This window comes from Terriglobia bacterium, assembly GCA_020073085.1.
Taxonomy (GTDB): Bacteria; Acidobacteriota; Terriglobia; order JAIQFV01; family JAIQFV01; genus JAIQFV01.
In genome coordinates this window covers 402,586-425,789 of the sequence record JAIQFV010000002.1, presented here as the reverse complement: position 1 = coordinate 425,789, position 23,204 = coordinate 402,586, and the positions used below count along the sequence as shown (strand labels likewise).

The 23,204-nt window shown below is 56.7% G+C and carries 18 protein-coding genes; 9 read left to right on the top strand and 9 right to left on the bottom strand.

The window, feature by feature from the left end; translation table 11 throughout:
* Positions 1 to 57: 57 nt before the first annotated feature.
* Together LAO21_04200 and LAO21_04195 are read left to right on the top strand one after the other, a co-directional pair.
* Positions 58 to 3,348, top strand: a complete 3,291-nt coding sequence (locus tag LAO21_04200) for a PAS domain S-box protein (protein ID MBZ5551900.1) — start codon at positions 58 to 60, stop codon at positions 3,346 to 3,348.
* 138 nt (positions 3,349 to 3,486) lie between these two features.
* Complete coding sequence (locus LAO21_04195) at positions 3,487 to 5,235, top strand: SagB/ThcOx family dehydrogenase (GenBank protein MBZ5551899.1); 1,749 nt, start codon at positions 3,487 to 3,489, stop codon at positions 5,233 to 5,235.
* 196 nt (positions 5,236 to 5,431) lie between these two features.
* Here LAO21_04195 and LAO21_04190 read toward each other — a convergent pair whose 3' ends face one another.
* Positions 5,432 to 6,310, bottom strand: coding sequence for a hypothetical protein (locus tag LAO21_04190; protein ID MBZ5551898.1), 879 nt, complete (start codon positions 6,308 to 6,310; stop codon positions 5,432 to 5,434).
* A gap of 359 nt (positions 6,311 to 6,669) precedes the next feature.
* Here LAO21_04190 and LAO21_04185 point away from each other — a divergent pair, with 359 nt between their 5' ends.
* Complete coding sequence (locus tag LAO21_04185) at positions 6,670 to 7,011, top strand: hypothetical protein (GenBank protein ID MBZ5551897.1); 342 nt, start codon at positions 6,670 to 6,672, stop codon at positions 7,009 to 7,011.
* 153 nt (positions 7,012 to 7,164) lie between these two features.
* Positions 7,165 to 7,689, top strand: a complete 525-nt coding sequence (locus LAO21_04180; protein ID MBZ5551896.1) for a gamma carbonic anhydrase family protein — start codon at positions 7,165 to 7,167, stop codon at positions 7,687 to 7,689.
* Positions 7,690 to 7,753: 64 nt separating this feature from the next.
* Here LAO21_04180 and LAO21_04175 read toward each other — a convergent pair whose 3' ends face one another.
* Entirely contained in the window at positions 7,754 to 8,506 is a 753-nt protein-coding gene (locus tag LAO21_04175) for a metallophosphatase family protein (GenBank protein MBZ5551895.1), read from the bottom strand.
* Between the two features lie 289 nt (positions 8,507 to 8,795).
* On the opposite strand from LAO21_04175, the gene LAO21_04170 reads away from it, so the two are divergent.
* The gene (locus LAO21_04170; GenBank protein ID MBZ5551894.1) at positions 8,796 to 10,208 is read left to right on the top strand and encodes a tryptophanase; all 1,413 of its coding nucleotides are present in this window, start codon (positions 8,796 to 8,798) and stop codon (positions 10,206 to 10,208) included.
* A gap of 5 nt (positions 10,209 to 10,213) precedes the next feature.
* On the top strand, positions 10,214 to 11,221 hold the full coding sequence (locus LAO21_04165) for an isocitrate dehydrogenase (NAD(+)) (GenBank protein ID MBZ5551893.1): 1,008 nt from the start codon (positions 10,214 to 10,216) through the stop codon (positions 11,219 to 11,221).
* Positions 11,222 to 11,502: 281 nt separating this feature from the next.
* Here LAO21_04165 and LAO21_04160 read toward each other — a convergent pair whose 3' ends face one another.
* Positions 11,503 to 11,898 (bottom strand): BON domain-containing protein, encoded by a 396-nt coding sequence (locus tag LAO21_04160; GenBank protein ID MBZ5551892.1) that lies wholly within the window; start codon positions 11,896 to 11,898, stop codon positions 11,503 to 11,505.
* Positions 11,899 to 12,059: 161 nt separating this feature from the next.
* Here LAO21_04160 and LAO21_04155 point away from each other — a divergent pair, with 161 nt between their 5' ends.
* Together LAO21_04155 and LAO21_04150 are read left to right on the top strand one after the other, a co-directional pair.
* Positions 12,060 to 12,800, top strand: a complete 741-nt coding sequence (locus LAO21_04155) for an NYN domain-containing protein (GenBank protein MBZ5551891.1) — start codon at positions 12,060 to 12,062, stop codon at positions 12,798 to 12,800.
* A 263-nt stretch (positions 12,801 to 13,063) separates the two neighbouring features.
* Complete coding sequence (locus LAO21_04150; GenBank protein ID MBZ5551890.1) at positions 13,064 to 14,263, top strand: acyl-CoA dehydrogenase family protein; 1,200 nt, start codon at positions 13,064 to 13,066, stop codon at positions 14,261 to 14,263.
* A 69-nt stretch (positions 14,264 to 14,332) separates the two neighbouring features.
* On the opposite strand, the gene LAO21_04145 is transcribed toward LAO21_04150, so the two are convergent.
* Both LAO21_04145 and LAO21_04140 read right to left on the bottom strand, forming a co-directional pair.
* Positions 14,333 to 16,084, bottom strand: coding sequence for a glycoside hydrolase family 3 protein (locus LAO21_04145; GenBank protein ID MBZ5551889.1), 1,752 nt, complete (start codon positions 16,082 to 16,084; stop codon positions 14,333 to 14,335).
* Between the two features lie 284 nt (positions 16,085 to 16,368).
* Positions 16,369 to 18,750, bottom strand: a complete 2,382-nt coding sequence (locus tag LAO21_04140) for a vitamin B12-dependent ribonucleotide reductase (GenBank protein MBZ5551888.1) — start codon at positions 18,748 to 18,750, stop codon at positions 16,369 to 16,371.
* Here LAO21_04140 and LAO21_04135 point away from each other — a divergent pair.
* Positions 18,749 to 18,940 carry a hypothetical protein gene (locus tag LAO21_04135; GenBank protein ID MBZ5551887.1) on the top strand — a complete coding sequence of 64 codons (192 nt, stop codon included), beginning with the start codon at positions 18,749 to 18,751 and terminating at the stop codon, positions 18,938 to 18,940. The genes LAO21_04140 and LAO21_04135 overlap by 2 nt on opposite strands.
* Positions 18,941 to 19,334: 394 nt before the next feature.
* On the opposite strand, the gene queA is transcribed toward LAO21_04135, so the two are convergent.
* From queA to LAO21_04115, 4 genes are all read right to left on the bottom strand, one after another.
* Positions 19,335 to 20,402: a tRNA preQ1(34) S-adenosylmethionine ribosyltransferase-isomerase QueA gene (gene queA, locus LAO21_04130; GenBank protein ID MBZ5551886.1), complete on the bottom strand. Its 1,068-nt coding sequence runs from the start codon at positions 20,400 to 20,402 to the stop codon at positions 19,335 to 19,337.
* 14 nt (positions 20,403 to 20,416) lie between these two features.
* Complete coding sequence (locus LAO21_04125) at positions 20,417 to 20,959, bottom strand: hypothetical protein (protein ID MBZ5551885.1); 543 nt, start codon at positions 20,957 to 20,959, stop codon at positions 20,417 to 20,419.
* Between the two features lie 124 nt (positions 20,960 to 21,083).
* Positions 21,084 to 21,998, bottom strand: a complete 915-nt coding sequence (locus LAO21_04120) for an alpha/beta hydrolase (GenBank protein MBZ5551884.1) — start codon at positions 21,996 to 21,998, stop codon at positions 21,084 to 21,086.
* Between the two features lie 375 nt (positions 21,999 to 22,373).
* Positions 22,374 to 22,640: a hypothetical protein gene (locus LAO21_04115; protein ID MBZ5551883.1), complete on the bottom strand. Its 267-nt coding sequence runs from the start codon at positions 22,638 to 22,640 to the stop codon at positions 22,374 to 22,376.
* Between the last annotated feature and the right edge of the window lie 564 nt (positions 22,641 to 23,204).

Here is a 23,204-nt window from a genome sequence, read left to right as displayed (position 1 = left end):
GTCCTGGGCACACCCGTCATTTCGCGGCCTATGACGGGGAAAGTGGAAGGTTCGCCGATGAACCACGAAGCGCGGATTCTCCTGGTTCGGACCAGCCCGACTGATGCGGAGTTGATCGAGCGCCAACTGCGCCGCGCCCGGATCGATTTCACGGCGAAGCGGGTCAGAAGTGAGCGGGCTTTCGCCAAGCATATCAAAGACTTCGCCCCCAACATCATTCTGGCCATGGAGAAGAGACCCCCGTCCGTAGCAGCCCACGCTGCTCGAATTATCCCGTCAGAGAAAACCGATATCCCCTGGATCCTCATTACCGACCCCCACCGCAAAGAAGCGCGCAGGAGGATGAAGGGCCCGGGTGTACCTGACGCGACCCTTATATCCAGTGTGAAGAAGGTCTCTTCCGCTGTTCGTGAAGTCCTGCGAAAGGAAGGCGGGAAAAGCACAGGAAGATCCCGCAGGAGAGCGTATCAGGGTGATCTTCAAACCCAGGGTAAACCCCGTTCTGATTCTGGCCTGGCCCTCAAGACCAGGTCGTTACAGACGAGCGAAGAGCGTTTTCGTTTGCTCGTTGAGAGCGTCAGGGATTATGCCATCTTCATGCTGGATCGAACGGGGAATGTCACCAGCTGGAACCCGGGCGCAGAGCACATCAAGGGATACGGGGCGGAAGAGATCATCGGGCGCAACTTTTCGTGTTTTTACACCGAGGCAGACGTTCGAGCCGGCAAGCCACAGCTGCAGCTTCGAACCGCCGCCCGGGAAGGCTGGCTCGAAGACGAAGGATGGCGGGTCAGGAAGGATGGATCGGAGTTCTGGGCCGATGTGGTCATTACCGCCTTGCGCGACCGACAGGGAAGGTTGCGAGGGTTCTCCAAAGTGACCCGGGATATGACCGAGCGAAAGCGAGCCGATGAAACAATCCAGACACTCAACCAGGACTTGGAAGCGCGGATGGCTGAACTGGAGACTCTGAACCGACACTTCGAAGCCTCCCGCTCTACCGCCTCCCGCGACCTGCAGGACAGCGAGCAAAGGTATCGGCTGCTCGTCGATAGTGTGAGAGAGGTGATCTTCCAGGTCGATCCCAGTCGTCGATGGGTCATTTTGAATCCGGCATGGGCGGAGATTACCGGTTTCACGGTGGAAGAGAGCCTGGGGAAGCATCTCCTGGACTATGTTCATCCCGGAGACCGAAATTACATTACAGAGAAATTTCAGACCCTCTTTGAACATCCCGGGGAGGATTGCCGTTGTGAAGTCCGATACCTGACTCGCGGTGGAGCGTTTAAGTGGATCGAAACTCATGCCCGGCCCATGGTCGACCCAACAAATAAGATCATCGGCGTCTCCGGGACGCTTGCAGACGTGACCGAGCGCAAGCGTGCGGAGGAAGCGCTGCGTGAAAGCGAAGAACTTTACCTGGCGACCTTCGACGAAGCGCCGGTCGGCATCACCCATACCGGGATGGACGGCAAATTTCTGGTGGTGAACCGACGCCTCTGCGACATCCTCGGGTATACCCGGGATGAGATACTCTCGATGCGGTTCCAGGATATTTCTTACCCCGAAGAGGTTGAGGCCGACCTTGCGGCCCGCCGGCAACTCCTGATGAGGGAGATCCCGTCCTACAGCGCAGGAAAGCGCTATCGCCGCAAGGATGGTTCCACAATCTGGGTGCATATGACGGTCTCCTTGCGGCGGGATTCCTCAGGGGAGCCCAGGCACTTTATCAGCGTGGTGGAGGACATCAGCAAGAGACGTCAGGCCGAAGAGGCGCTCACCGAAAGCGCCCTTCGCTACCGTGAGCTATTTGAGAATGCCAACGATATCATTTTCACGGCCGATTTGAAGGGCCGCTTCATTTCCTTGAACAAGGCCGGTGAAAATATATTCGGATACACCCGGCAGGAGGCCCTTCGCACCTTGAACATTGCCCAGTTGGTCGATCCGGAAAGCGCGGAGGTCGCCCGCCACATCCTCGAACAGGAATCCGCGGAGGGCTCCGCCCGCACGCAGGAACTGGACGTCATCGCGAAGGGCGGGCGTCGGATCAAACTGGAAATCAGCAGCCGTCCCATTCACCACGGCAAAGAGACCATCGGGGTTCAGGTCATCGCCCGCGACGTGACCGAGCGTCGCGCCCTCGAAGAGGAACTTCAACATTCGAAAAAGATGGAAGCGGTGGGCAGACTGGCCGGAGGCTTGGCCCACGACTTTAACAATATCCTCACGACCATTGCAGGGTACTCCAACCTGCTTGCGATGCAGTTCCCCGAGGAAGACCCTCACCGTCGAAGCCTGGATGAGATCAAGAAAGCCGCTGACCGCGCCACGGCCCTGACGCGGCAACTGCTCACCTTCAGCCGGAAACAGGTTCTCAAGCCGACCATCCTGGATTTGAACGCGATCGCAGAGGGAATGAAAGGGATGCTGCATCGGCTGGTCGGGGAGGACATTAAGTTGGTCGCCCACCTCGACCCCGCCCTGGGCCGCGTGAAGGCCGATGCCGGGCAGTTGGAACAGGTGATCATGAACCTGGTAGTAAATGCGCGCGACGCCATGCCCCAGGGCGGGAGGTTAATCATCGAAACCCGGAACGTCGAGCTTGAAGAGAGCTTTGCTCACCGGCATCTGGCCTACCATCCGGGCCCCTACGTGATGCTGGCGGTGAGTGATACCGGGACGGGAATGAACAAGGAAACACAGGATCGCATCTTTGAGCCGTTCTTTACGACCAAAGAGCGCGGGAAAGGGACCGGCCTCGGACTTTCCACGGTGTTTGGAATCATCAAACAAAGTGCCGGCAATGTGCGTGTGTACAGCGAGCCGGGGCGCGGCACGACCATCAAGATTTATCTGCCACGCGTTGAAGAAGCGCTCTCAGAGACCCTTAAACAGGAATCCCTTGCCTTCCCGCGGCGGGGCTCCGAGACCATCCTTCTGGTTGAGGACGAAGTGGGGGTCCGTGCCCTGGTGCGTGAGACCTTGGAGATGAATGGTTATACCGTCCAGGAAGCCCGCAACTCCAAGGAAGCCGTTGAACTCTGTGAACAAAGCCCGGTCCCGATTCAAATGATCCTCAGCGATGTGGTCATGCCGGAGATGAATGGCCCTGAACTAGTCAAACTCCTCCACTCGCGCCGTCCGGACCTGAAAGTGCTGTTCATGTCCGGTTACACGGATGATGTCATCGGTCACCATTCCATCCTCGATTCGTCCACGCACTTCCTTGAAAAGCCGTTCACGCCGGATACTCTCGTACGCAAGGTTCGCGAAATTCTGGACAGTGGCACTCCCAGCCCGCCGAATCCGCTGCCACTCACCCGACATCGGAAGAAACAGGCATGAGAAGGACCGGTCCTTGACGGCCTTCTGGAAGAATCCAATCGGGTTGCCCCCCTCATCTGTTAAAATCTTGACGGACCGTTATCCAATTTGATTGACCGCCCTGTCGCGCCGAAGAAAGTCGCTGCAGCGGATCCTTCTATGACCATTTCAACGCCGGGAAACCGGGTGAAATCTCTAAACGGAGAGATTCTTCGGGCGCTCTCTTACCACGAGAACACTAAACACACTTATGAATCCGTTCGAACCCATGCACATTACCTCGATTGGGCAAATCAGCCCAACCCCTTTCGCTCCTACCGAGGTGCGGAAACCATCAGGTTGCCGCGTGATTCGAAGTTGCCTGTCATCGAGACGCTGCCGATCTTGCTGAGCCATTCCCAATTGAGAAACCCGCGTTCCTTCCCAGAGGCGAATGCAACCAGCGGCGGTAGCCCGATCCACGGGAACGTCCTGCTGGGCAACCTGTTGTGGCATTCCATGGCGATCAGCGCGTGGAAGCAGATCCGGGGGACAGACATCCGCTATTCCCTGCGCGTCAATCCTTCGTCCGGAAACTTGCATCCCACCGAAGCCCATCTCATCACGAACGGCTGCCAGGGCTTACGAGACGGGATTTATCACTATTTCGTGCTCGAGCATGAGCTGGAATGCCGCCGGCAAGGCAGCCTGTCGGCCCCCCTTGCGGGCTTGGTCAAGAAGCCCTGGATCGCCCAATGCCCGATCATTGTTGTCCTCACGTCCATCTTCTGGCGTGAGGCCTGGAAATACCGCAGCCGCGCTTACCGGTATTGCAATCATGATCTGGGTCACGCAACGGCCTCCATTCTCGTGGCCGCCCGAGCGCTCGGTTTCAACGGATGCCTGGTCGGCAATTTTCCTGACGGAGCCGTCGCAGAAATCCTGGGGATCGATCAGACAGACGAATGGCCAATGTTAATCCTGCCACTTTGGCCGCGGCGGGAGGATTTAGAAAGACCTCCGGCAAGAAATTCGCCGGATCGCGGAGAGCGCGTCTCCGGAAATTCGCAAATGGAGGCAGACAAGGACGTCTGCCTCACGCCGATCGTGGGAACGCCGAATGCACTTTCGGACCAGGTCGTCCCGTATCCCCTGATTGACGCCGTGCATCAATCGACCCTGCTTCTTGATGTTGATGAGTTCCCTTCCCAAGCACTGACGCCGGAGCCCGAGAGAGCGGGTGAGGAGTTCGAACATCCGCGGATCAATCTCCCGGCTGTCGCCCTACCCTGCGAGATTATCGGGACCGTGGTGAGGCGACGCCGCTCCGCTCTGAATTACGATCCGCAAAAAGGAGACATCACTTTCGAACAATTCTCCGCGTTAATGTCGGCTGCGCAGGCGGGGTTTTGTGCGGACTGGAAAATGAATCTGCCGTCAAAGGATCATACGGTCCTGGAAGAAGCAATCCGGGGTCGTGACTGGATCCGTCTCTATCTTTATGTGCACCGGGTCCGGGATCTGGAGGCGGGCCTCTATCTTTACCATCCGCGGCAGCACGCCCTGGAGCAATACGCCAAGGCTAATATACAACACGCCGCTGCCTACCTGAGTCTGGAGCAGTCGCTCGCCGGAAATTCGTGCGTTACGTTTTCGATGGTGGCCGATCTCGACATAGCCCTGAAGGCCTTCGGCAATCGCGCCTACCGGTACTGCCACAATGAAGCCGGGTTCATCGGACAACAGCTCTACCTGGCCGCTGAAGCGCTCGGATTCAATGCGACCGGCATCGGGGCTTTCTATGATGACGCCGTCCATGAATTCCTTCAGCTCACCCCGGACCGTGGCCAGGTGGTCTATCACTTCTCAGTTGGGCATGCCGTAAGGGATGAACGATTGGTGGGGGATGAGGTAGTCCAAATTTCCTAAGATTAAGAACAGTTCAAAGTTTCAAGTTCAAAGTCCTGAAACCCCGGTTCAAAGTTCCAGGTTCAAAGTTCAAAGTCTACAATTCCACGCCTTTTGTTTCTGACCTCTGACTTCTGGCTTCCGGTTCCCGTCTTCCGGCCGCCGACTCTTGCACCTTCCCACTGACAACTGAAAACTGGCAACTGGCAACTTGCTTTTACTGTTTCTTATCTTTCGAATCAATCTGTATTTCCAGCTTGTCCCCTCGTCTTCGGATCTCTGCGGCTCGCTCCGCTAGCTCCGGCTTGTTGATTTGATAATTCGAATAAACGATTTCGGTGGTGGTCTGTCCGAATATGAACACCTGGGTCATGGAGCGGTTTCGAACTGGCATCCAATAGGGTCCGAACTTCTCATATTCGTGAGTGAAATCAACCTTGCGGGTCCAGAAGGAGGGGTTTTTCGCGGGGCGCCCTTCGATCCGGGTGACTGCGAAATCCTCGGCGTCCACCCAGATTTTGGCATCGAAGAGCAGCAGATCCTTTCGCCGGGGCTTCGCATGCAGCACATACTGCTCACGCCCCTTGCGCACCTCTCGGCCCAGCAATTGAAACGTGTAGTTGTCGGGACTGATCGCGGATTTGGACTGTTGGTCCGGCACCGCATTTTTCTGCTCGGTTTCGATGATGCGGTTAATCACACCCTTGCGCATAAACCCGGTGCCCGCGGTGGAATGAATTTCGAAGAGCTTCTCTCCGGGGGCGACAAAGATCATCCTGGCGACCACTTCAGCCGATTTGTTAAATCGTTTGTTTTCGACCTTGTAAATCCGATCGACAGAATACGTCTGGAGGGTGTGATCGCGAAATTGGTTGTGCTTCGCCATCCCTGTCAAGATCGACTGAAGGTCAGGGAGAGGTTTTTCAGTGGAAGGCCCCGTTTGGGCGGGGAGGCCCGGCATGGTGCCCAGCAGCAACGCACAAAGCAACCACAAGGCGCATGAGACATGGTCCGATGCACTCGTGCGACGCTGCAGGTGGGGCGCAGAGTGCCCTTTTCGCGAAAGGCAGGGGTTCACAACGAATCGCTCATTCATCAAAGTCCACCAATTTCGAAAGAGTATCTCCTATCATGACATCGTCCGTAAACAGATTTCAAATGCAACCCGTTACAGGGGGAAGATACCGCGGATCCCCTCTGCCGTCCTCCCACGGGGCCATCGAGTGAAGGATCGCCCCCGGCTGATGCCACCCCGCCTTTCGCAAACGCCGGTTACATCAATTTGCATCGGCTGTAAGAATACTCACAGTCATATCCGCCCGGAGTGAGATAGGCTTTACTTGTAGCGAACACAATTTGGAGAGGGTGTCAGGCCTGACACCCATGAGATTCGGGCAAGTAACGGGCGGGCTTGCACGTTGTCCCTCTCCGATAAGATTCGAAAAGGAGAAAAAGATGAACAGAAAAACTCTGACTGTCCTTGTGGTGGTGGCGGCTTTCACGCTTTCCCTTGCGACCGCCGTATTCGCCAAAGATGCGACCTTCACGGGAAAGATCGGCGACAGCATGTGCGGCCTCAAGCACATGATGCCGGACTTGTCCGATAAGCAGTGTACGGAAGCTTGCGTCAGCAAGGGTGCAAAGTACATCCTGGCGGATGAGACCCACAAGAAGGTTTACGCACTTTCAGACCAGCAAAAGCCCAAGGCCTTTGCGGGCGAAGCGGTGGTCGTAAAGGGTTCGCTCGAAAAGGATGGGAAGACCATTGACGTCGTTTCCATTGAAGCAGCCAAATGATCCTACGCTCTTCATATTGACTTCATCGCGGGGCAAGGACGCTTATTGAGTGTGCTTGCCTCGCCTCCTTTTCCATGTCGGCTTCCGGGCTTCCTCCCCTCGCCCGCCCCCACCTCTGGTATGATGGCCCGTCTGAACCGCGGAGGGAATCCCATGGCTGTCTTTCGGTTTGAGGAGCACGTCCCCGTCATCGGAGAGGGGACTTACATTCACCCCAGTGCGGATGTTTTTGGAAACGTTCAGGTCGGAAAACAATGTTGGATCGGGCCGGGCGCCCGGCTGCGTGGCGATTACGGGCGGATCGTCATTGGTGATTTCACCAGTGTCGAGGACAACTGCGTGATCCATGCACGCCCGGGAGAGCAGACCACCCTCGGCAACTGGGTGACCCTGGGTCACGCGTCCATCATCCATAACGTCGCCCTCATCGACGACTATGTCGTGGTGGGGATGGGCGCGATCGTGAGTGACTGGGCCCGGGTAGGTCGATGGGCGGTGGTGGCCGAAGGGGCGGTCGTGCGGCAACGCATGGAAATTCCGCCGGAGCGCATCGCCGTCGGGGTTCCCGCAAAGCTGCTCGAAAAAACCATCGATGAGAATTACAAGCAGGAGTGGACGCGTTTCAAGGAAATTTACGTGGACCTCGCCCGGCGCTATCCGGAAGGTTACCGGCCCTGAAGTTGGACGTCCTTGGAGCTCTCCGAAGCGGCCCCGGCCGGTTGCGGCGGACATCCCCGGAAATTCATCTTCCGACCGCGAGACGCTGAATAAGATATTCAGGCAACCCCTTTTTCTCCATTTTCTCCTGCACCGCTTCAATGTCGTACTCAACCCGCTTCAATTCCACAGTCCTTTTGTCGGGGTCAAAGAGCGCATAGCCTGCCCGGGGATCCCGGTCACGCGGCTGTCCGACGGAGCCGGGATTTATCAGATAATGAGTGCTTTCATCCAGTCGAATGGTGGCTCTGCTTTGCGGGGTGGTCTCGTCAATAAATTCGGAAATGAGGTCCCCGCGGCTGTTCAGGGCAAAGAAGCAAGGCAGATGCGTATGGCCAAAGAACGTGATGGGCACCGTGGTGGCTTTCAAGGCGTCGTAGGCATCGCCTTCGTCATAAAGATACTGGTCTTCATCGAGGAGGGAGCCGTGAACGAGTTGAAATCCGTGGTGCGATGAAATCCAGGGCCCTTCCGGCAAATCCAGAAGAAACTTCTGGTAGTCCGGGGTGAGCTCTCTGCGCGTCCAAAGGATCGCCCTTTCTGCCGATTCGTTAAACCATGCCGTATCATCAATGCCACAAGCGACCTTGTCGTGGTTCCCGCGGATGACCGTCGCCTCACAGGCAATCAACCGCTCGATCACCTCGTTCGGGCTTGGCCCATAGCCCACCACGTCGCCACAACACAGGACCTGTTCGTAGTTCTCCGACTCGGCCTGGAACACCGCGTCCAGGGCATCCAGGTTGGAGTGCACGTCAGTTATGATCAGGTAGCGCATAAGTAGGGGACAGCTAATGAATCAATCTAACGCAAACTCATGTCTGATGCAATTGTAAAGCTCAGGAATTTCAACAGGTGAAAATTCGAGCCGATTCCGATATCATCATGATGGGACCTTGTCGTCGGGCCGTCTGCGGGGCGACGAGCCCCCGATCCAAACTCAGCGCGCCTGTCTGAGAGTACTTCGGTCAGAACCACTCCTCGTCCTTAGGCTGGATTCCAAACAAAGCGCCGTGTGTCCGCAAAGAGGTCGATCCGACGAATCACTGACTCCCCGAGGCCCTATGATCAAGTCCATCATTGAACCCTTTAAGATCAAAGTAGTCGAACAGATCAAAATGACGACCCGGGAGGACCGGGAACATTTCCTGTCCGAGGCGGGATACAACCCTTTTCTCATCGACGCGGAGAATGTAATCATCGACTTGCTGACGGACAGCGGGACCGCCGCGATGAGCGCCGATCAGTGGGCGGCCTTGGCCCAGGGCGACGAGGCGTATGCCGGCAGCCGGAGTTGGAACCGTTTCAAGGCGTCCGTTCAAGATATTTTCGGCTTCAAGCACGTCATCCCCACCCATCAGGGACGTGCCGCGGAGCGCATCTTGTTCTCCTGCATGGTGAAGAAAGGGGATGTCGTACCGAACAACACCCATTTTGACACGACGCGCGCCAACATTGAATATGTGGGCGGAGAGGCCGTGGACCTGGTGATCCCCGAAGGGCGACAACCCGCCACGCTGCACCCGTTCAAGGGGAACATGGATGTGAACGCCTTGCGCCAGTGCATCGAGCGCGCCGGGCGCGAGCGCGTTCCGTTGGTCATGCTGACCCTGACGAATAATTCCGGCGGCGGTCAACCGGTCTCCATGGCAAATATTCGCGCGGTGCGCCGGGTGTGTGATGAATTCAAAATTCCGCTCTATCTGGACGCCTGCCGTTTTGCCGAAAACGCCTATTTCATCAAACTCCGCGAGGAGGGTTATGCCGGCCGGTCTCCCCGTGAGATTGCCCGCGAAATGTTCTCATCTGCTGATGGATGCACGATGAGCGCGAAGAAGGACGGTCTGGCGAATATTGGCGGGTTCCTGGCGACTCAAGATGACGCCCTGGCGCAGCAGGAGAAGAACCTGTTGATCCTGACGGAGGGTTTCCCCACTTATGGCGGGCTCGCGGGCCGCGATCTGGAAGCGATTGCCGTAGGATTGAATGAAGTGCTTCATGAGGACTACCTGAATTATCGGATCGTCTCGACCCACTACCTGGGCGACCACATTGCCCGTGAGGGGGTGCCCATTGTTCAGCCTCCGGGTGGACATGCGATTTACATCGACGCGGCAGCCTTCCTCCCCCACATTCCCCGGTCGCAATACCCCGGTCAGACCCTGGTCGCAGAGCTGTACCTGGAAGCGGGCATTCGCGCGGTTGAAATCGGCTCCGTGATGTTCGGCAAGGCGGACCCCAAAACCGGCGAGGAGATCCCCTCCCCCATGGAACTGGTGCGGCTGGCCATCCCCCGGCGGGTGTACACACAATCGCACATCGATTATGTCGTGGAAGCGATCTTGGGGGTCTGGGAGCGGCGCCAGGACATCCGGGGCTTGAAGATGACCTATCAGGCGCCCTTCTTGCGCCATTTCACCGCGCGCTTCGAGCCCTTGCAGGAGAGCTTGACGGGCGCTCTTCCAGCGCGAGGAGCCTGAACACCATGATTCACAATGTCACTCTGATTCCGGGCGATGGGATCGGTCCCGAGGTGATCAGCGCCGCGCGACGCGTCATCGAGGCGACCGGCGTTACTATTCACTGGGAAGAAATCAACGCCGGAGGAGAAGCGCTCAAACAATACGGGACCCTTCTACCTGATGCGCTGATTGAATCGATCAAGCGAAACCGGGTGGCGCTCAAAGGTCCCATCACCACCCAGGTGGCCGAAGGATTCCCCAGCCTGAACGTCCGCCTTCGGAAGATGTTTGACCTCTACGCAAATTTCCGGCCCATTAAGAACATGCCGAATGTTCCCTGTCGGTTCGGCGACATTGATCTCATCGTCGTCCGGGAAAACACGGAGGATCTCTACGCCGGCCTGGAACACGAAGTGGTCCCCGGCGTGGTGGAGAGCTTGAAAATCATCACCGAACGCGCGTCCACCCGCATTGCGCGGTTCGCGTTCGAATACGCTAGAAAGCATGGCCGCCACGAAGTGTGCGCGGTCCACAAGGCCAATATCATGAAGATGAGCGACGGCCTTTTTCTCAATTGTGTCCGCATCGTCGCCAGCCAGTATCCGGAAATCAAATACCGGGAGCTCATCGTCGATAACACCTGTATGCAACTCGTGATCAACCCGCAGCAATTCGATATGCTGCTGCTGGAAAACCTTTACGGCGATATTATCTCGGACCTGGGCGCGGGATTGATCGGGGGACTCGGTCTGGTTCCCGGAGCCAACATCGGCGTCGATGGGGCCATCTTTGAAGCGGTCCATGGTTCTGCTCCGGATATTGCGGGCAAAGGCGTGTCCAACCCGACGGCGGTGATGTTGTCGTCGGCCCTCCTGCTCGAACATCTCAACGAACTCGAGGCCGGCCGCCGCCTGCGTTCCGCCATCGAGGGCGTCTACGCCGAAGGCAATCAGATCACCCGGGACCTGGGAGGAACGGCCAATACGCAGCAGTTCACGGAAGCGGTGCTGAGGAAGATCAAATCCGTTTGAAGTTTGGGAAGAGGGAAGCGACAGCGGGGGTCCTGAAGCTGTGTAATTGAGGTCAGAAGCCGGACGCCAGAAGCCGGAATCCGATTGTGGAGACGCTTTGGGTGCGACCCATTCCCTGTTCTGAAAAGCGGAAGCACGTAACGAGAATGTGGCGGGTGCAACATAGAGGACGGAGGGAGAGCAAAGGCAAAGGGCTTTTGTGAACGCGGTTTCCAGCAGTTTTCGGATCATGCCTTCTCTCTCCCACGCCATCACGGTTTTATTGCCAAAGCGATCCTCTCCTACTTGCCCTTTGAAGAGGATCCTGATCCGGAAGCGCTTTCGACCTCAATCAGATTGTTCACGCTCTTGACGCCGCGCACGGTCTTGGCCATCCGGGTGGCGCCTCCCTTTTGATAGCCGTGCTGCACCTTCCCTTTTAACGTGACCACGCCATCTTTCACGTCCACCTCAATCGCCGCATCTTTCGTCAAGTTGGACTTGGCAAACTTCCCTTTGATGACGGAAGCAATGCCGGCATCATCCAAGGCGGGACCGGAGGAAGCCTGAGCCCGTTTTGCCGTTGTTTTTGTGGCTTCATCTTGCCCTTGACTGCTCCCCCAGAAGGCCGGACTGGTCGAAGCGGAGAGAAATACGATGAGAAGTAAAATTACGAAGAGAGACCCCATTTTTTTCATGACACGCTCCTTGGGCGACAGCCATGACTCTGGTGTCGCGGGACGAACACGTTGAGGGGGGTAATAAAGTGGGGGGACTGAAACTTCCTCGCTTGCGAATCTGACTCTACCAGATTAAGATTGTGAAAACAAGGACCAATTCCATCTAGAGAAGGTGGCCTATGGACAGCCGCATTGCCGTATTTATCGACTTTGACAACATGGCGCTCAGCATGCGGGAGGACGAGACGTTTCGCCTCTCTCTGATCCTGGATCGCCTCAAAGAGAAGGGTAAAATTCTCCTGAAACGCGCCTATTCGGACTGGACGCGATTTCAGAAATACCAACGGGAGCTTCAGGAAAATGGCGTCGAGATGATCGAAATGCCCACCCGTGGCATCCAGCAGAAGAACGCCGCTGACATCAAGATTGTGATCGACGCGCTGGAGACCGCCTTTGCGCGGGATTATGTGGATATCTTCGCCATCGTGTCCGGAGACAGCGATTTCACGCCCCTGGTGTCCAAACTGCGGGAATACAACAAGACGGTGATCGGCTTCGGGCATCAGAAGACCACAAACCGGCTCTTGATCGATCAATGCGACGAATTCATCTTTTATGATGCCCTGGTGCGGGCCCAATCTTCGCGCAAACCCGCCCCCCGGAGTGGAGCGGCCGCCCCCATCGAACCGGATTTCGAATTGCTCCGGGACGCCCTCCAAGCCCTTGGCCGCGAGGGGATCAGCGAGCCACACTTCTCTCATGTTAAACAAGTTCTACTCCGCAAGAATCCCGCCTTCGATGAAAGCGCCCTGGGCTACAAATCCTTCGGTAAATTTCTGGAAGCGGCTCAGCGCAAGGGAGTCGTGAAACTGGTCCGGGATAAGAAGCAGAACGTTTCCAAGGTGGTGATTCCAGAATAGGGGCATCATCGGGAACTACAAGGATGCACAAGATTCACAAGATATATTTCTTTATTTCAAATCCAGGTGCGCCGGCGCCAAGGCCATGAACAGGGCTGCTGGCCCAAGAGATTCCCATTGAAAAGGTCTCGACTGTGGTCTTATCATAGGGCGCTTTTGCCCCTTTTGAATCGATCGTCTCGCCAAGAGCTTGACCACTTTTGAACTGCCGAAAAGGCTCTGAGCCCGTCATCACATCTTTCGAATCCGTGGAGGAGGCGTTTATGAATGAACTGCTGACCGCAGAAAACCTTGACTACCGTGCCCGCGCCCGTGAGGTAGCCGAGAAATTTGTGCGCCCGCTTGCCGCAGAATTGGATCGTGAGGCCCGCTATCCCTGGGAGATCATTGAAAAGTTGAAGGAATACGGACTCATGGGCGAGTGGATCCCGAAGGAATACGGCGGGGGTCAGGGCGGTGTCTTGAATCTGTGCCTGATTGTTGAAGAGCTCTCGCGCGCCTGCGGCGGCGTTGGGGTTGCTTATGCCGTCAACGCGTTGGGATCCTTCCCCATTATTTTCGGAGGCACCGAGGAACAGAAAGGCCGCTGGTTGCCGGATATCGCCACCGGGAAGCGGTTAATCAGCTTCGGGCTGTCGGAACCCACGGCCGGCAGTGATGCGGCCAGCTTGAAAACTCGCGCTGAAAAACGCGGGGAGGGCTATGTCCTCAATGGAGACAAGAAGTGGAACACGAACGGCGGGGCGGCGGAGATCTATACCATCTTTTGCGTCACCGATCCGGAACGAGGCACGCGCGGCATCAGCGCCATCGTGGCGGAGAAGGGCGCCCCCGGGTTTGTGATCGGCCGAAAGGAAGATCTCATGGGGATCCGCTGCGTCAGCGTTCATAACCTGCACTTTCGGGATTGTTCCATTCCGGCTGCGAATCTGCTGGGAGGCAAGGAAGGGATTGGTTTCGCCCTGGCGATGCAGACGCTCGATAATGCGCGGCCGGGTGTCGCGGCCCAGGCGGTGGGATTAGCGCAAGGCGCCCTCGATCTGGCGCTGGAGTATGCACGGGGCCGCGAGCAGTTCGGGCAACCCATCGTTTCTTTTCAGGGTCTCCAGTTCATGCTGGCCGACATGGCGACGCAGGTCGAAGCGGCCCGTCAGCTGGTCTATTACTCCGCGCGATTGCTCGATACGGGAGCCAAGAACGTCTCCAAAGTGGCGGCCATGGCCAAGGTCTTCGCCACCGACACCGCGATGAGGGTGACCACTGATGCGGTGCAGCTCTTCGGGGGGTACGGATATTGCAAGGACTATCCCATCGAAAAGTATATGCGGGACGCCAAGATCACGCAGATCTACGAAGGAACCAATCAGATTCAGCGGTTGGTCATTGCCCGGAGTCTCATTAAGGAGTCTGCTTCGATGGAACCGAGACTGGTAGAGAGGCGGGAACCTACGACGGTGGGTTAGGGGATTATTCGAATTCAAAGGGGGCGCGCGCCGCGGCGGGCGCCCCTCCAACGAAATCGTAAACCCTCCCTACTTCTTCATCCCCCATCCCAACTCAAACATACCCGGCAAACTGATCGGGAGTTTTCCCCGGAACGGGATCTCGCCTGTCAGGGCTTCGACCGCCGCGAGCTCCGCGTCGGGATAGATTTCAAATGTCAGGACAAACGCCGGCAACTCCGGAACCGACATCGGGATATAAGGGTTACCAAACACCGTGGTGATCACGGGTTTGTTCACAGTGGCCAGTTGCTTTAAGAAAAAAGTTTCGTTTTCGGTCAGGTTGATCGAGCCGCGGTAGGCAGCGACCCGGGCAAAGGTGTTGATCAGAATGATGTTGAAATCCGGGAGCACCTTGCGGACTAATTCGAATTCCGGCAGCGTCGTCAAATCCGAAAGTTCAATCACCAAACTGCCGGGATGCCGCGTCTGAAATTCCCGCACAAAGACGCCTCCCGGCTTGCCCTCGCGCCAGCCTGTGGCGCTGTCGTAAACGTTGAGGATCAGGACCCGGTCCGTGGGCTTCAGTTGGAGCGGCAGGACGTTTTTCTCATCCTTGATGAGCGTCGTGGCATTCTCAGCGATGTCGCGTGCGACCTTGAGGTGTGGCTTCGTAGAAATAGCCATATCCAGGTGGGTGATGTCGGTATAGCGGTTCTTGTGAAGGCCCATGGCCGCCTTGGCCCGGAGGATTCGCCGGACGGACTGGTCGATTCGGGCTTCGTCGAGGACCCCGGTCTCCAATGCCTTTTTCAGCGCATTGAAGGAGGTTGCAACGTCCGGAATAAAGAGGACAAAATCAACCCCCGCCTGGACCGCGCGAACCGTGGCTTCCTCCCGGGAAAACGAGGCCGTCACACCATGCATATCCATCGCATCAGTGAAAATCAGATTCGAAAATTTCAGCTCATCGCGCAGCAGTCCGGTGAGGATGTTTTTTGAGAGGGTCGCGGGAACGCCCTTTTCCGGTTCGAGGGCCGGAAAATAAATATGCGCGCTCATCACGGCATCGACCCCGGCGTGTATGGCGGCCTTGAAGGGGGGAAGTTCCACCTTTTCGAGCCGATCCTTGTCGATCGTCAAAGTGGGCAACATCAAGTGCGTGTCCTCGCTGGTGTCTCCATGGCCGGGAAAATGCTTGGCGGTTGCCATCATGCCGCCGTCATGGGTTCCCTGAATGTAGGCCACCGCCATCTTCTCTACCGCGTCGACCGACTCCCCGAATGAGCGGATATTGATGATGGGGTTGCGGGGATTGTTATTTACATCCACGACCGGATAGAAATTCACCAGCACGCCCAATGCCCGCCCTTCCTCGGCGGCCGTCTTGCCTGCCTGGTAAGCAAAGTTGGGATCCCCGGTGGCCCCGATGGCCATGGCTCGCGGCAACCGTGTCGCATCCCGGAACTGGTACCCTACTCCCCCTTCGAAATCCGCCGTGATCATCAAAGGGACTTGTGCAAGGTCCTGCATGCGGTTGATCAGCAACGCGCCGCTGACCAGTTCATTTCCAAAAACGTGGTATCCCCCGACATGGTATTTTTGGATGTTTTCCTTGATCTTCGCAAATGCATCACTGTCGAGGGCAGTGAATTGCCCGGTTGTGACCGGAATGAGGAGTTGGCCAATCTTCTCGTCGCGTGAGAGCGTTTTCAGCGTAGCCTCCACCCATTTCTCACCATCCTTGTCGAGTGACCAAGTGCCGGAACTCTGTGCCTTGCCGGGGGTGATTCCGATGAAAGAAAAAACAATAAAAAAGATTACGACGTGTGACAGTCTCATTGAGTGGGCCTCCTGGGGTAAATGAACCTCCTGCCCCGAACCTCTTGCTATGATACGACAAGTTGAGTGTTTTCGCAGAACAGAGAATCCGGGTTCAGGAGAAATCGAAGGAGGGGTATGACACCGGACCACCACAGCAGAGGCGGGTAGCCGGTGTCGAGACAGGAAGGGTTGGGAAGCGGGAGTGGTTCCGTTCTTCCCGACGGTCTGATTTAGAGGCCTATATAGCCGACTGAAGTCGGCACTACATCGACACTACATCGGCACTACATCGGGGCACTACATCAACACTCAGAATGAGAGCAGGAATAACACTTCTGGCAGCCTTCCTGATAGACGAACGTCGCATTTCCGCATACCGGACACAGATCACCAATCCGCGTGGAAATGGTTCCATTCGTCGCCGGCAGATCCGGCTCCACCAGGCCGAGATGCTGTGCCAGCACCTGTGCCACGGCATCCGGCAATGACCGGACGCTTTTCTGACCATACCCGACGAAGTGTTTTCCACCAATGCCGGAAAGCTGTTTGACAATTTCCTTCATCCGATCAGTGGGTGAAAGACTGGATGGCAGTCGGAGCACGAGCGACACCAGCCTCCCGATGGCTTCGGCCACCGCCGCGGTATCGCTGCCCGCCTTGCCCACATTCGTAAAAACCTCAAAGGGCTCCAAATGCCCGTTCGAATTCACCGTGACAAACGCCGTCCCCAGGGGGGTTTGCTGTCGATAGGTTTTCCCATTGACGACATCCGGGCGCGGTTTCAACGTCGGGCTGGCATCCATCGAGTCCGGGCGGACGAACGCTCCGGACGGGATCGTTTTCGTCGCCGGTTCCTGGACCGCAACGGGGGGCTGGGCCGCCTCCTTGGCGACCTTTCCTTCCTTCATCCGGCCCACATTGAGGACCTGATTGTCGCGACTTCCATCGCGGTAGATCGTGACGCCCTTGCAGCCCAGCTCGTAAGCCAGCATGTAAACCCGCTCCACCTCTTCGGGGGTGGCGCTGGAGGGGAAGTTCACGGTCTTCGAAACCGCGTTGTCGGTGTATTTCTGGAACGCCGCCTGCATCCGAATGTGCCATTCCGGCGTGATGTCATGCGAGGTGACGAAGACCCGGCGGAGCGCTTCCGGGATGGCCTCCATGTCCTGGACCGAACCGTGCTCGGCGATCTTTTCCATCAGTTCTTCCGAGTAGAGGCCTTCGCGTTCCAACACCTGCCTGAAGTACCCGTGAACCTCCGGAAGCTTGGTGTTGTCCATGACATTGCGGAAAAATACCAATGCAAACTGGGGCTCGATTCCACCGGAGCAGCCGGCAATAATCGAAATCGTTCCAGTGGGGGCAATCGTCGTGACGGTGGAGTTGCGCATCTTGATTCCGCGCTTTTCGTAAGTGGAGCCCTTCCAGTAGGGGAAGACCCCCCGCTCCTCCGCCAGCATTTGAGAGCAGCGATGCCCCTCATCCTCAATGAACGCCATCGCCGTCTCCGCCAGTTGAATGGCCTTTTCGCTGTTATAGGGGATCTCCATCCGATAGAGCATATCGGCCCAACCCATGACCCCCAACCCGATCTTCCGGGAGCCCAGCGTCACCTCGCGGATGGCGTCGACCGGATACCGGTTCATGTCCACCACGTTGTCGAGAAAGCGAACGGACAGCTGAATGACCCGGCGCAGGTGTTCATAGTCGAGGCGGCTGCTGTTTTCGTTCAACATGTTCCCGAGATTAATCGAACCCAGGTTGCAGCTCTCGTTCGGCATCAGCGGCTGCTCACCGCACGGGTTCGTGGACTCAATCGGCATCACGTGCGGAGTCGTGTGGGCGCGGTTGATGCGGTCGAGGAAGATGATCCCCGGATCTCCGTTCTTCCACGCATTCCGGACTAACAGGTTGAACACGTCCCGCGCATTGAGTTTCCCTTCCAACTCCTTCGTCTTGGGATTGACGAGTTCGTAATCTTCATTCTTTTCCACCGCCTCCATGAATCTCTCCGTGATGGCCACGGAGATATTGAAGTTGGTCAGCGTCTTCATGTCCGCCTTCATCGCGATGAACTCCAGAATATCGGGATGATCCACTCGCAGGATTCCCATGTTGGCCCCGCGGCGCGTGGAGCCCTGCTTGATGGTTTCGGTGGCTGCGTCAAACACCTTCATGAAACTCACGGGCCCGCTGGCCACGCCACGAGTGGTCATGACGATGTCGTTGGCCGGCCGGATGCGCGAAAAGGCGAAGCCCGTCCCTCCGCCGGTCTTATGAATGAGGGCCGCCTGCTTAACCGCCTCAAAAATCCCGTCAATGGAATCCGGAACCGGCAACACAAAGCACGCGGAGAGCTGTTGCAGCTCTCGCCCGGCATTCATCATCGTGGGGGAATTGGGAATGAAGTCCAAAGCGGCCATGGAGGCATAGAACTGATTCTCGATGTCCTGGCGCTGTTCCTCGGTGGCGCCATAGAGCAACTCCGCCTGGGATAGGTTAATGGCCACCCTTCGAAACATTTCCGCCGGCGTTTCTACAACCCTTCCGTCCGCCCCTTTGATAAGGTACCGGCGTTCCAGGACCTTGATCGCGTTGTCCGAAAGTTTGGGCTCAAACGGGACGGATGAAAGCGGAAATATCTCCGAAGGTTGAATCTTGTGCTCGATCTCGGTACTAGCCATGAACCCTCCTGAATTTCTTCATGTTTATTTTTTTATCATCTCGTCGGTTCAAATCATCAACCCTGAAGGAAGACGAAAAAAGTTGGCCGAAGAAATGGAAGCCTCAACACCAACTCCACATCTTCAATCAACGAATCAATGCGGCAAGGGGGCCCGGGGAATGTCAGATTACAGCGAAAGTGAATATTAAGATATTGTTTCAGGAATGTTAATATATTGTATGCTTGCCGCTCTGGAACACTAGATGCTGGGTTGTTTTATACCCCGTGGAGGGCCTTGTCAAGGGAAAAACGGCGCGGTACCCTTGTGAAACATCTTCCAAATTCGCCACAAAGGCCGTGTAAAGGTCTCCCAGTAACCCCGTATCAACAAAACTTGTGCCGATCATGGCAAAGACAAACCCTGGATTAGGCGACCAGGAACACAGGAAGTTACAAACCCGCATTCCGAAGGGAACCTGATGATCCCGCCGCGGCGGAGTTTTCCCCGCTGACGCATCCTCCGGCTTCCTGGCGACCGGGTAAGGTCTGATCTCGGCGCCGGCGCGGCCGATTTGCAGCTGATATAACTTGAATCCCTTCGTTTCAGAGGATCAGCATGGCGTCGCCATAGCTGAAGAACCGGTACCGTTCCTGGATCGCACAACGATACGACTTCAAGATCAGATCCTGCCCGGCAAAGGCGGCAACAAGCATCAACAACGTGGAGCGCGGCAAGTGGAAATTGGTGATCAGGGCGCTGATCACCTCAAATCGAAAACCCGGGTAGATGAAGAGATCGGTCTCTCCGCGGCTCTCTGGAATGTCTCCGCGCGCTTCGCGGGCCACATGTTCCAGGGTACGGACCGCTGTGGTTCCCACGGCAACGATGCGACCGCCATCTCGCCGGGCATTGCTGATCTTCTTGGCCGCGACTGCGGGGATTTCATAGCGCTCGCTATGCATGAGGTGCTGTTCCACCTCTTCCACGTGGATCGGCCGGAACGTTCCGAGGCCGACGTGAAGAGTAATTTCACACCGTCCAACGCCCTTCGCCTGAAGCCGGTTCAACAGGTTTTCCGTAAAATGCAATCCCGCTGTAGGGGCGGCCACCGCCCCGACCTGACGCGCATAGACGGTCTGATAGTCAGCCGCATCAGCTGGAACATCCTTTCGCCGGATGTACGGGGGGAGAGGGACATGTCCCAAAGACTGAATGGTCTCTATCAGATCCCCGGCGCACTCAAAGCGCATCGATCTCAACCCGAATTCACTGCGGGATTCGACTTCTCCCCGTAGTTCTCCATCTCCAAACACCGCAACTTCGCCCACCCGCATTTTTCTTCCCGGTCTTACCAGGACTTCCCAAAGGAAGGGTTGAATTTCTTTGACCAGCAATACTTCAATCGGCGACCGGATGCTGGATTTGCGGGTGTGGGGGTCTGCCGTGGTCCCCAAACGATGGCCAAACAATCGCGCCCGCAACACCTTGGTGTTGTTCAATACCAGGAGATCTCCCGCCGAAACAAACTCGCTCAATTCGTGAAAATAGTGGTGGGAGATTTGTCCGCTCTTGCGGTCCACCACCATCAACCGAGCCTGGTCGCGTTCCGGCAGCGGATATTGCGCGATCAGATCCTGGGGCAGTTCGAAATCAAAATCGGCGACTTTCATCTTGATTAGAATCGCTACAACAGTTCGAGCAGGTGACTCAATTCCTGCTTAGCCTGCTGGAGAGTCCCGACGTAGTCCTCCCAGGCAAACCGGGTCAGGTCCTTCTCCTTTTCGGGATGATCCTGCTGGACCTGACGCACCCATTCCCCAATGCCATTCAAGTGGTAGATCGCCCAGAAAACATTTCCAATCACCTTGCCACTCAGACCGCGGGCCAAATGCCTCATATCCAGCAGATCCCCTTCGGTCCACAGGGTCACCCCCATCATGTCGACCACCCTCTCGCTGGAAGTGGGCAATTTGTTCAGCGTAATCAGAATGATCTTTGTCAGTTCATGCAGGCCCTGCCGGTTGGCATCGAGCTTCTCCTTTTGCTCCCGAATCGTGTGTTGCACATGCTCGGCCGTTGAGGCGACCAGATGGCGAGTCAAACGAACGTATTTGATGGTCCAGTAGATCAGAGCGACCGTCGCCGCCGCTGAAGTGGCCGTGGCCATGGCGATGATTGCCCCGCTTGCTTTGTTCAACGAATCGACAAACTCACTTGTGAGACCCATCGGACCTCTCCTCGGTATCGGTATGAGTGGAATTCAGGAAGCAGACTGGAAAACGGATGATCCCCGCTTTGGGGTGCCTCCGCCCGTGCCGACCTTATTTAGCACGAACGCGCCCAGAGTCCAATTAGGCGGTCAGGGTGTCGAAAATATCTTTCATGTGATTCATAATCAGGGAAAAGTGTCCCTCCTGCCCGTAATAGGTTGCCCGGCAATTGGGGATTGCGCCCTGCTGGAACCGGCCCAGGGAGGGCGGAACGATCCTGTCAAGTTCACCGTGCCATAGATGCACCGGCATCTTAATATCCTGAAGTCGAAAATCCCACGGTCGCGCATAAAGAAACAAATCCCTCGCGGGTCCTCGAGAGTCAAGGCGCACGGCCTCCCGAAATGAACGGCAGAGGGTCTCCTGAAATTCCTTTCGGTTGAGGACTTCCCTGTCGACCGGGGATACCAGGCGCCTCAGACGGGAGATCACGCGGTCGGGCCGGCGGCGGATGGACCTTGCAAATCCTGCACAAGCCCAATCCACGAGAACCGGTATGCGCCGCGCGAGGAAGAGGGCGGCGCGATTCATCCACGTCATCGAGCCTGATTGCGCCAGGGCTTCGGGCGGCCCCATGCCGCTGACGATGCCGACAGAAATCAGGCGGTCGGGGATCTTCAAGGCACAGGCCGCGGCGTAAGGGCCTCCCCCCGAGAGTCCGAGGACGATAAACCGGCCCAGCCGGAGCGAGTCTGCGAATTCAAGGACGTCCGCCGGCCACTCCCCGATCAAGCGATCGGGCTTGAAATCCGAAAGACCGTACCCCGGGCGATCCACCGCAATGAGGCGTGCCATGTGCCGGGAGGCAAGATCGGCAGCGACCTGCGCTTCAAGACGCGAGCCGGGGAACCCATGAAAATAGAAAACAGGCTTGCCCCGCGGGTCGCCGAACTCCGCAAATCCCAACACCCTTCCATCGCGCAGTCTGAATTGCTGGTTCGAGGAAGGAACTCCATCAGCGATAGGCCGTGGGTGCGATGAAGCCTCCTTCTTCATAGGAAACCCGGACGCTCTCTGGCAGTGAGGTGAGTCAATCCAAACAGATTCTTCGATTGGGTGAAGAGTCCATTTAATCTATCATTCTCCGATGAGGCAAATCAAGCGAGGGATCTAAGGGCAGGATTTCATCGTTCTACCAATTCTTTTCCGTCCGCTCCCTGTCAGGGGGCACCGGGCCAACAGATGAATCGAGGATGGAAGGACTCTGGGCGGGGAAAGCCAAGCCAACAGGCAGGGTCATCCCTCTGCCGCTGATGGCGTGCCGGGTGGATACGGTCATCTTCAATTCTTCCACACCCCGATACCAGCGCGGGCATCCCGATGACCCGAGAGTCGTCCGGCCCCGGAATGAGGTGCGACGGTTACAGTTGATCAATGGCTGTGATTATTTCCCCGGATTGCCCAGGTCACCCACTGGTGGACGGCTTCAAAAGGAAGCGGCGATTCGGCAATTCCGAGTGGAATGGTCGGATCACTTTTTTGCGCCGGTGGCCGGGCGGGTTCAAGTTCCCGGTCTTCTTTCAACAGGTCCCGGACAAGCGCTACGGTTGAGGCGTCCAGGCGGGCCCGATTGTCCCTCGCCACATACCTTCCCGTCGAGGTCTTATACCAGAACGGCTGCGTCATCCTTTTGTTCATGTTTCGGTCCCCCTTTCGAACAAAACCAAAATAGACAGCGCAAGCACTCGAAAGCTAGTCTGGAATCGCGGGCAAAAAACCAGTATCAGATGCAGGAGCTGGACCGTAATGGATCCCCGGGATGTATGAAGTGGCACGGAACGTCGGGGCAGATTTGCCCTGCTCATCCTCGTGCTATTCCCGGCCCTCCCAAGCCACGAACTCTGCCACAATTGGCATTCATCGCTTAATCTTGATTCATACTAGCATATACTTTGATGCCGCCGAACGATTATTAGACTCCCTTCAAATAAACTTTTTTTATTAAACCCTTCGATCGGCCACTATCTATAAGACCACGCGAGCGCTTTTTTATTCCCTGTGACTTCAGAAGTTCTTCGCAACCGCTTTCCGTGAAAACCAAATTTAAGGATTATTTCCACCAGACCGTGCAATGACCCGATCGGCTTCGGCCCCACACCTGCCGGCCAGACCTGAGAAAACCGTGGTATGCTTTCATCTCCATGAAACCGGCAGGCGCCCCAGAGAGAAGTGGAGGCTTGAGCACCCACCGCGTCGAGGCCC

Excerpts from the sequence above, each read along its gene's own strand:
- LAO21_04200 (MBZ5551900.1), top strand. The coding sequence starts at position 58 with ATGAACCACGAAGCGCGGATTCTCCTGGTTCGGACCAGCCCGACTGAT.
- LAO21_04195 (MBZ5551899.1), top strand. The coding sequence starts at position 3,487 with ATGACCATTTCAACGCCGGGAAACCGGGTGAAATCTCTAAACGGAGAG.
- LAO21_04190 (MBZ5551898.1), bottom strand. The coding sequence starts at position 6,310 with ATGAATGAGCGATTCGTTGTGAACCCCTGCCTTTCGCGAAAAGGGCAC.
- LAO21_04185 (MBZ5551897.1), top strand. The coding sequence starts at position 6,670 with ATGAACAGAAAAACTCTGACTGTCCTTGTGGTGGTGGCGGCTTTCACG.
- LAO21_04180 (MBZ5551896.1), top strand. The coding sequence starts at position 7,165 with ATGGCTGTCTTTCGGTTTGAGGAGCACGTCCCCGTCATCGGAGAGGGG.
- LAO21_04175 (MBZ5551895.1), bottom strand. The coding sequence starts at position 8,506 with ATGCGCTACCTGATCATAACTGACGTGCACTCCAACCTGGATGCCCTG.
- LAO21_04165 (MBZ5551893.1), top strand. The coding sequence starts at position 10,214 with ATGATTCACAATGTCACTCTGATTCCGGGCGATGGGATCGGTCCCGAG.
- LAO21_04160 (MBZ5551892.1), bottom strand. The coding sequence starts at position 11,898 with ATGAAAAAAATGGGGTCTCTCTTCGTAATTTTACTTCTCATCGTATTT.
- LAO21_04155 (MBZ5551891.1), top strand. The coding sequence starts at position 12,060 with ATGGACAGCCGCATTGCCGTATTTATCGACTTTGACAACATGGCGCTC.
- LAO21_04150 (MBZ5551890.1), top strand. The coding sequence starts at position 13,064 with ATGAATGAACTGCTGACCGCAGAAAACCTTGACTACCGTGCCCGCGCC.
- LAO21_04145 (MBZ5551889.1), bottom strand. The coding sequence starts at position 16,084 with ATGAGACTGTCACACGTCGTAATCTTTTTTATTGTTTTTTCTTTCATC.
- LAO21_04135 (MBZ5551887.1), top strand. The coding sequence starts at position 18,749 with ATGAACCCTCCTGAATTTCTTCATGTTTATTTTTTTATCATCTCGTCG.
- LAO21_04140 (MBZ5551888.1), bottom strand. The coding sequence starts at position 18,750 with ATGGCTAGTACCGAGATCGAGCACAAGATTCAACCTTCGGAGATATTT.
- queA (MBZ5551886.1), bottom strand. The coding sequence starts at position 20,402 with ATGAAAGTCGCCGATTTTGATTTCGAACTGCCCCAGGATCTGATCGCG.
- LAO21_04125 (MBZ5551885.1), bottom strand. The coding sequence starts at position 20,959 with ATGGGTCTCACAAGTGAGTTTGTCGATTCGTTGAACAAAGCAAGCGGG.
- LAO21_04120 (MBZ5551884.1), bottom strand. The coding sequence starts at position 21,998 with ATGAAGAAGGAGGCTTCATCGCACCCACGGCCTATCGCTGATGGAGTT.
- LAO21_04115 (MBZ5551883.1), bottom strand. The coding sequence starts at position 22,640 with ATGAACAAAAGGATGACGCAGCCGTTCTGGTATAAGACCTCGACGGGA.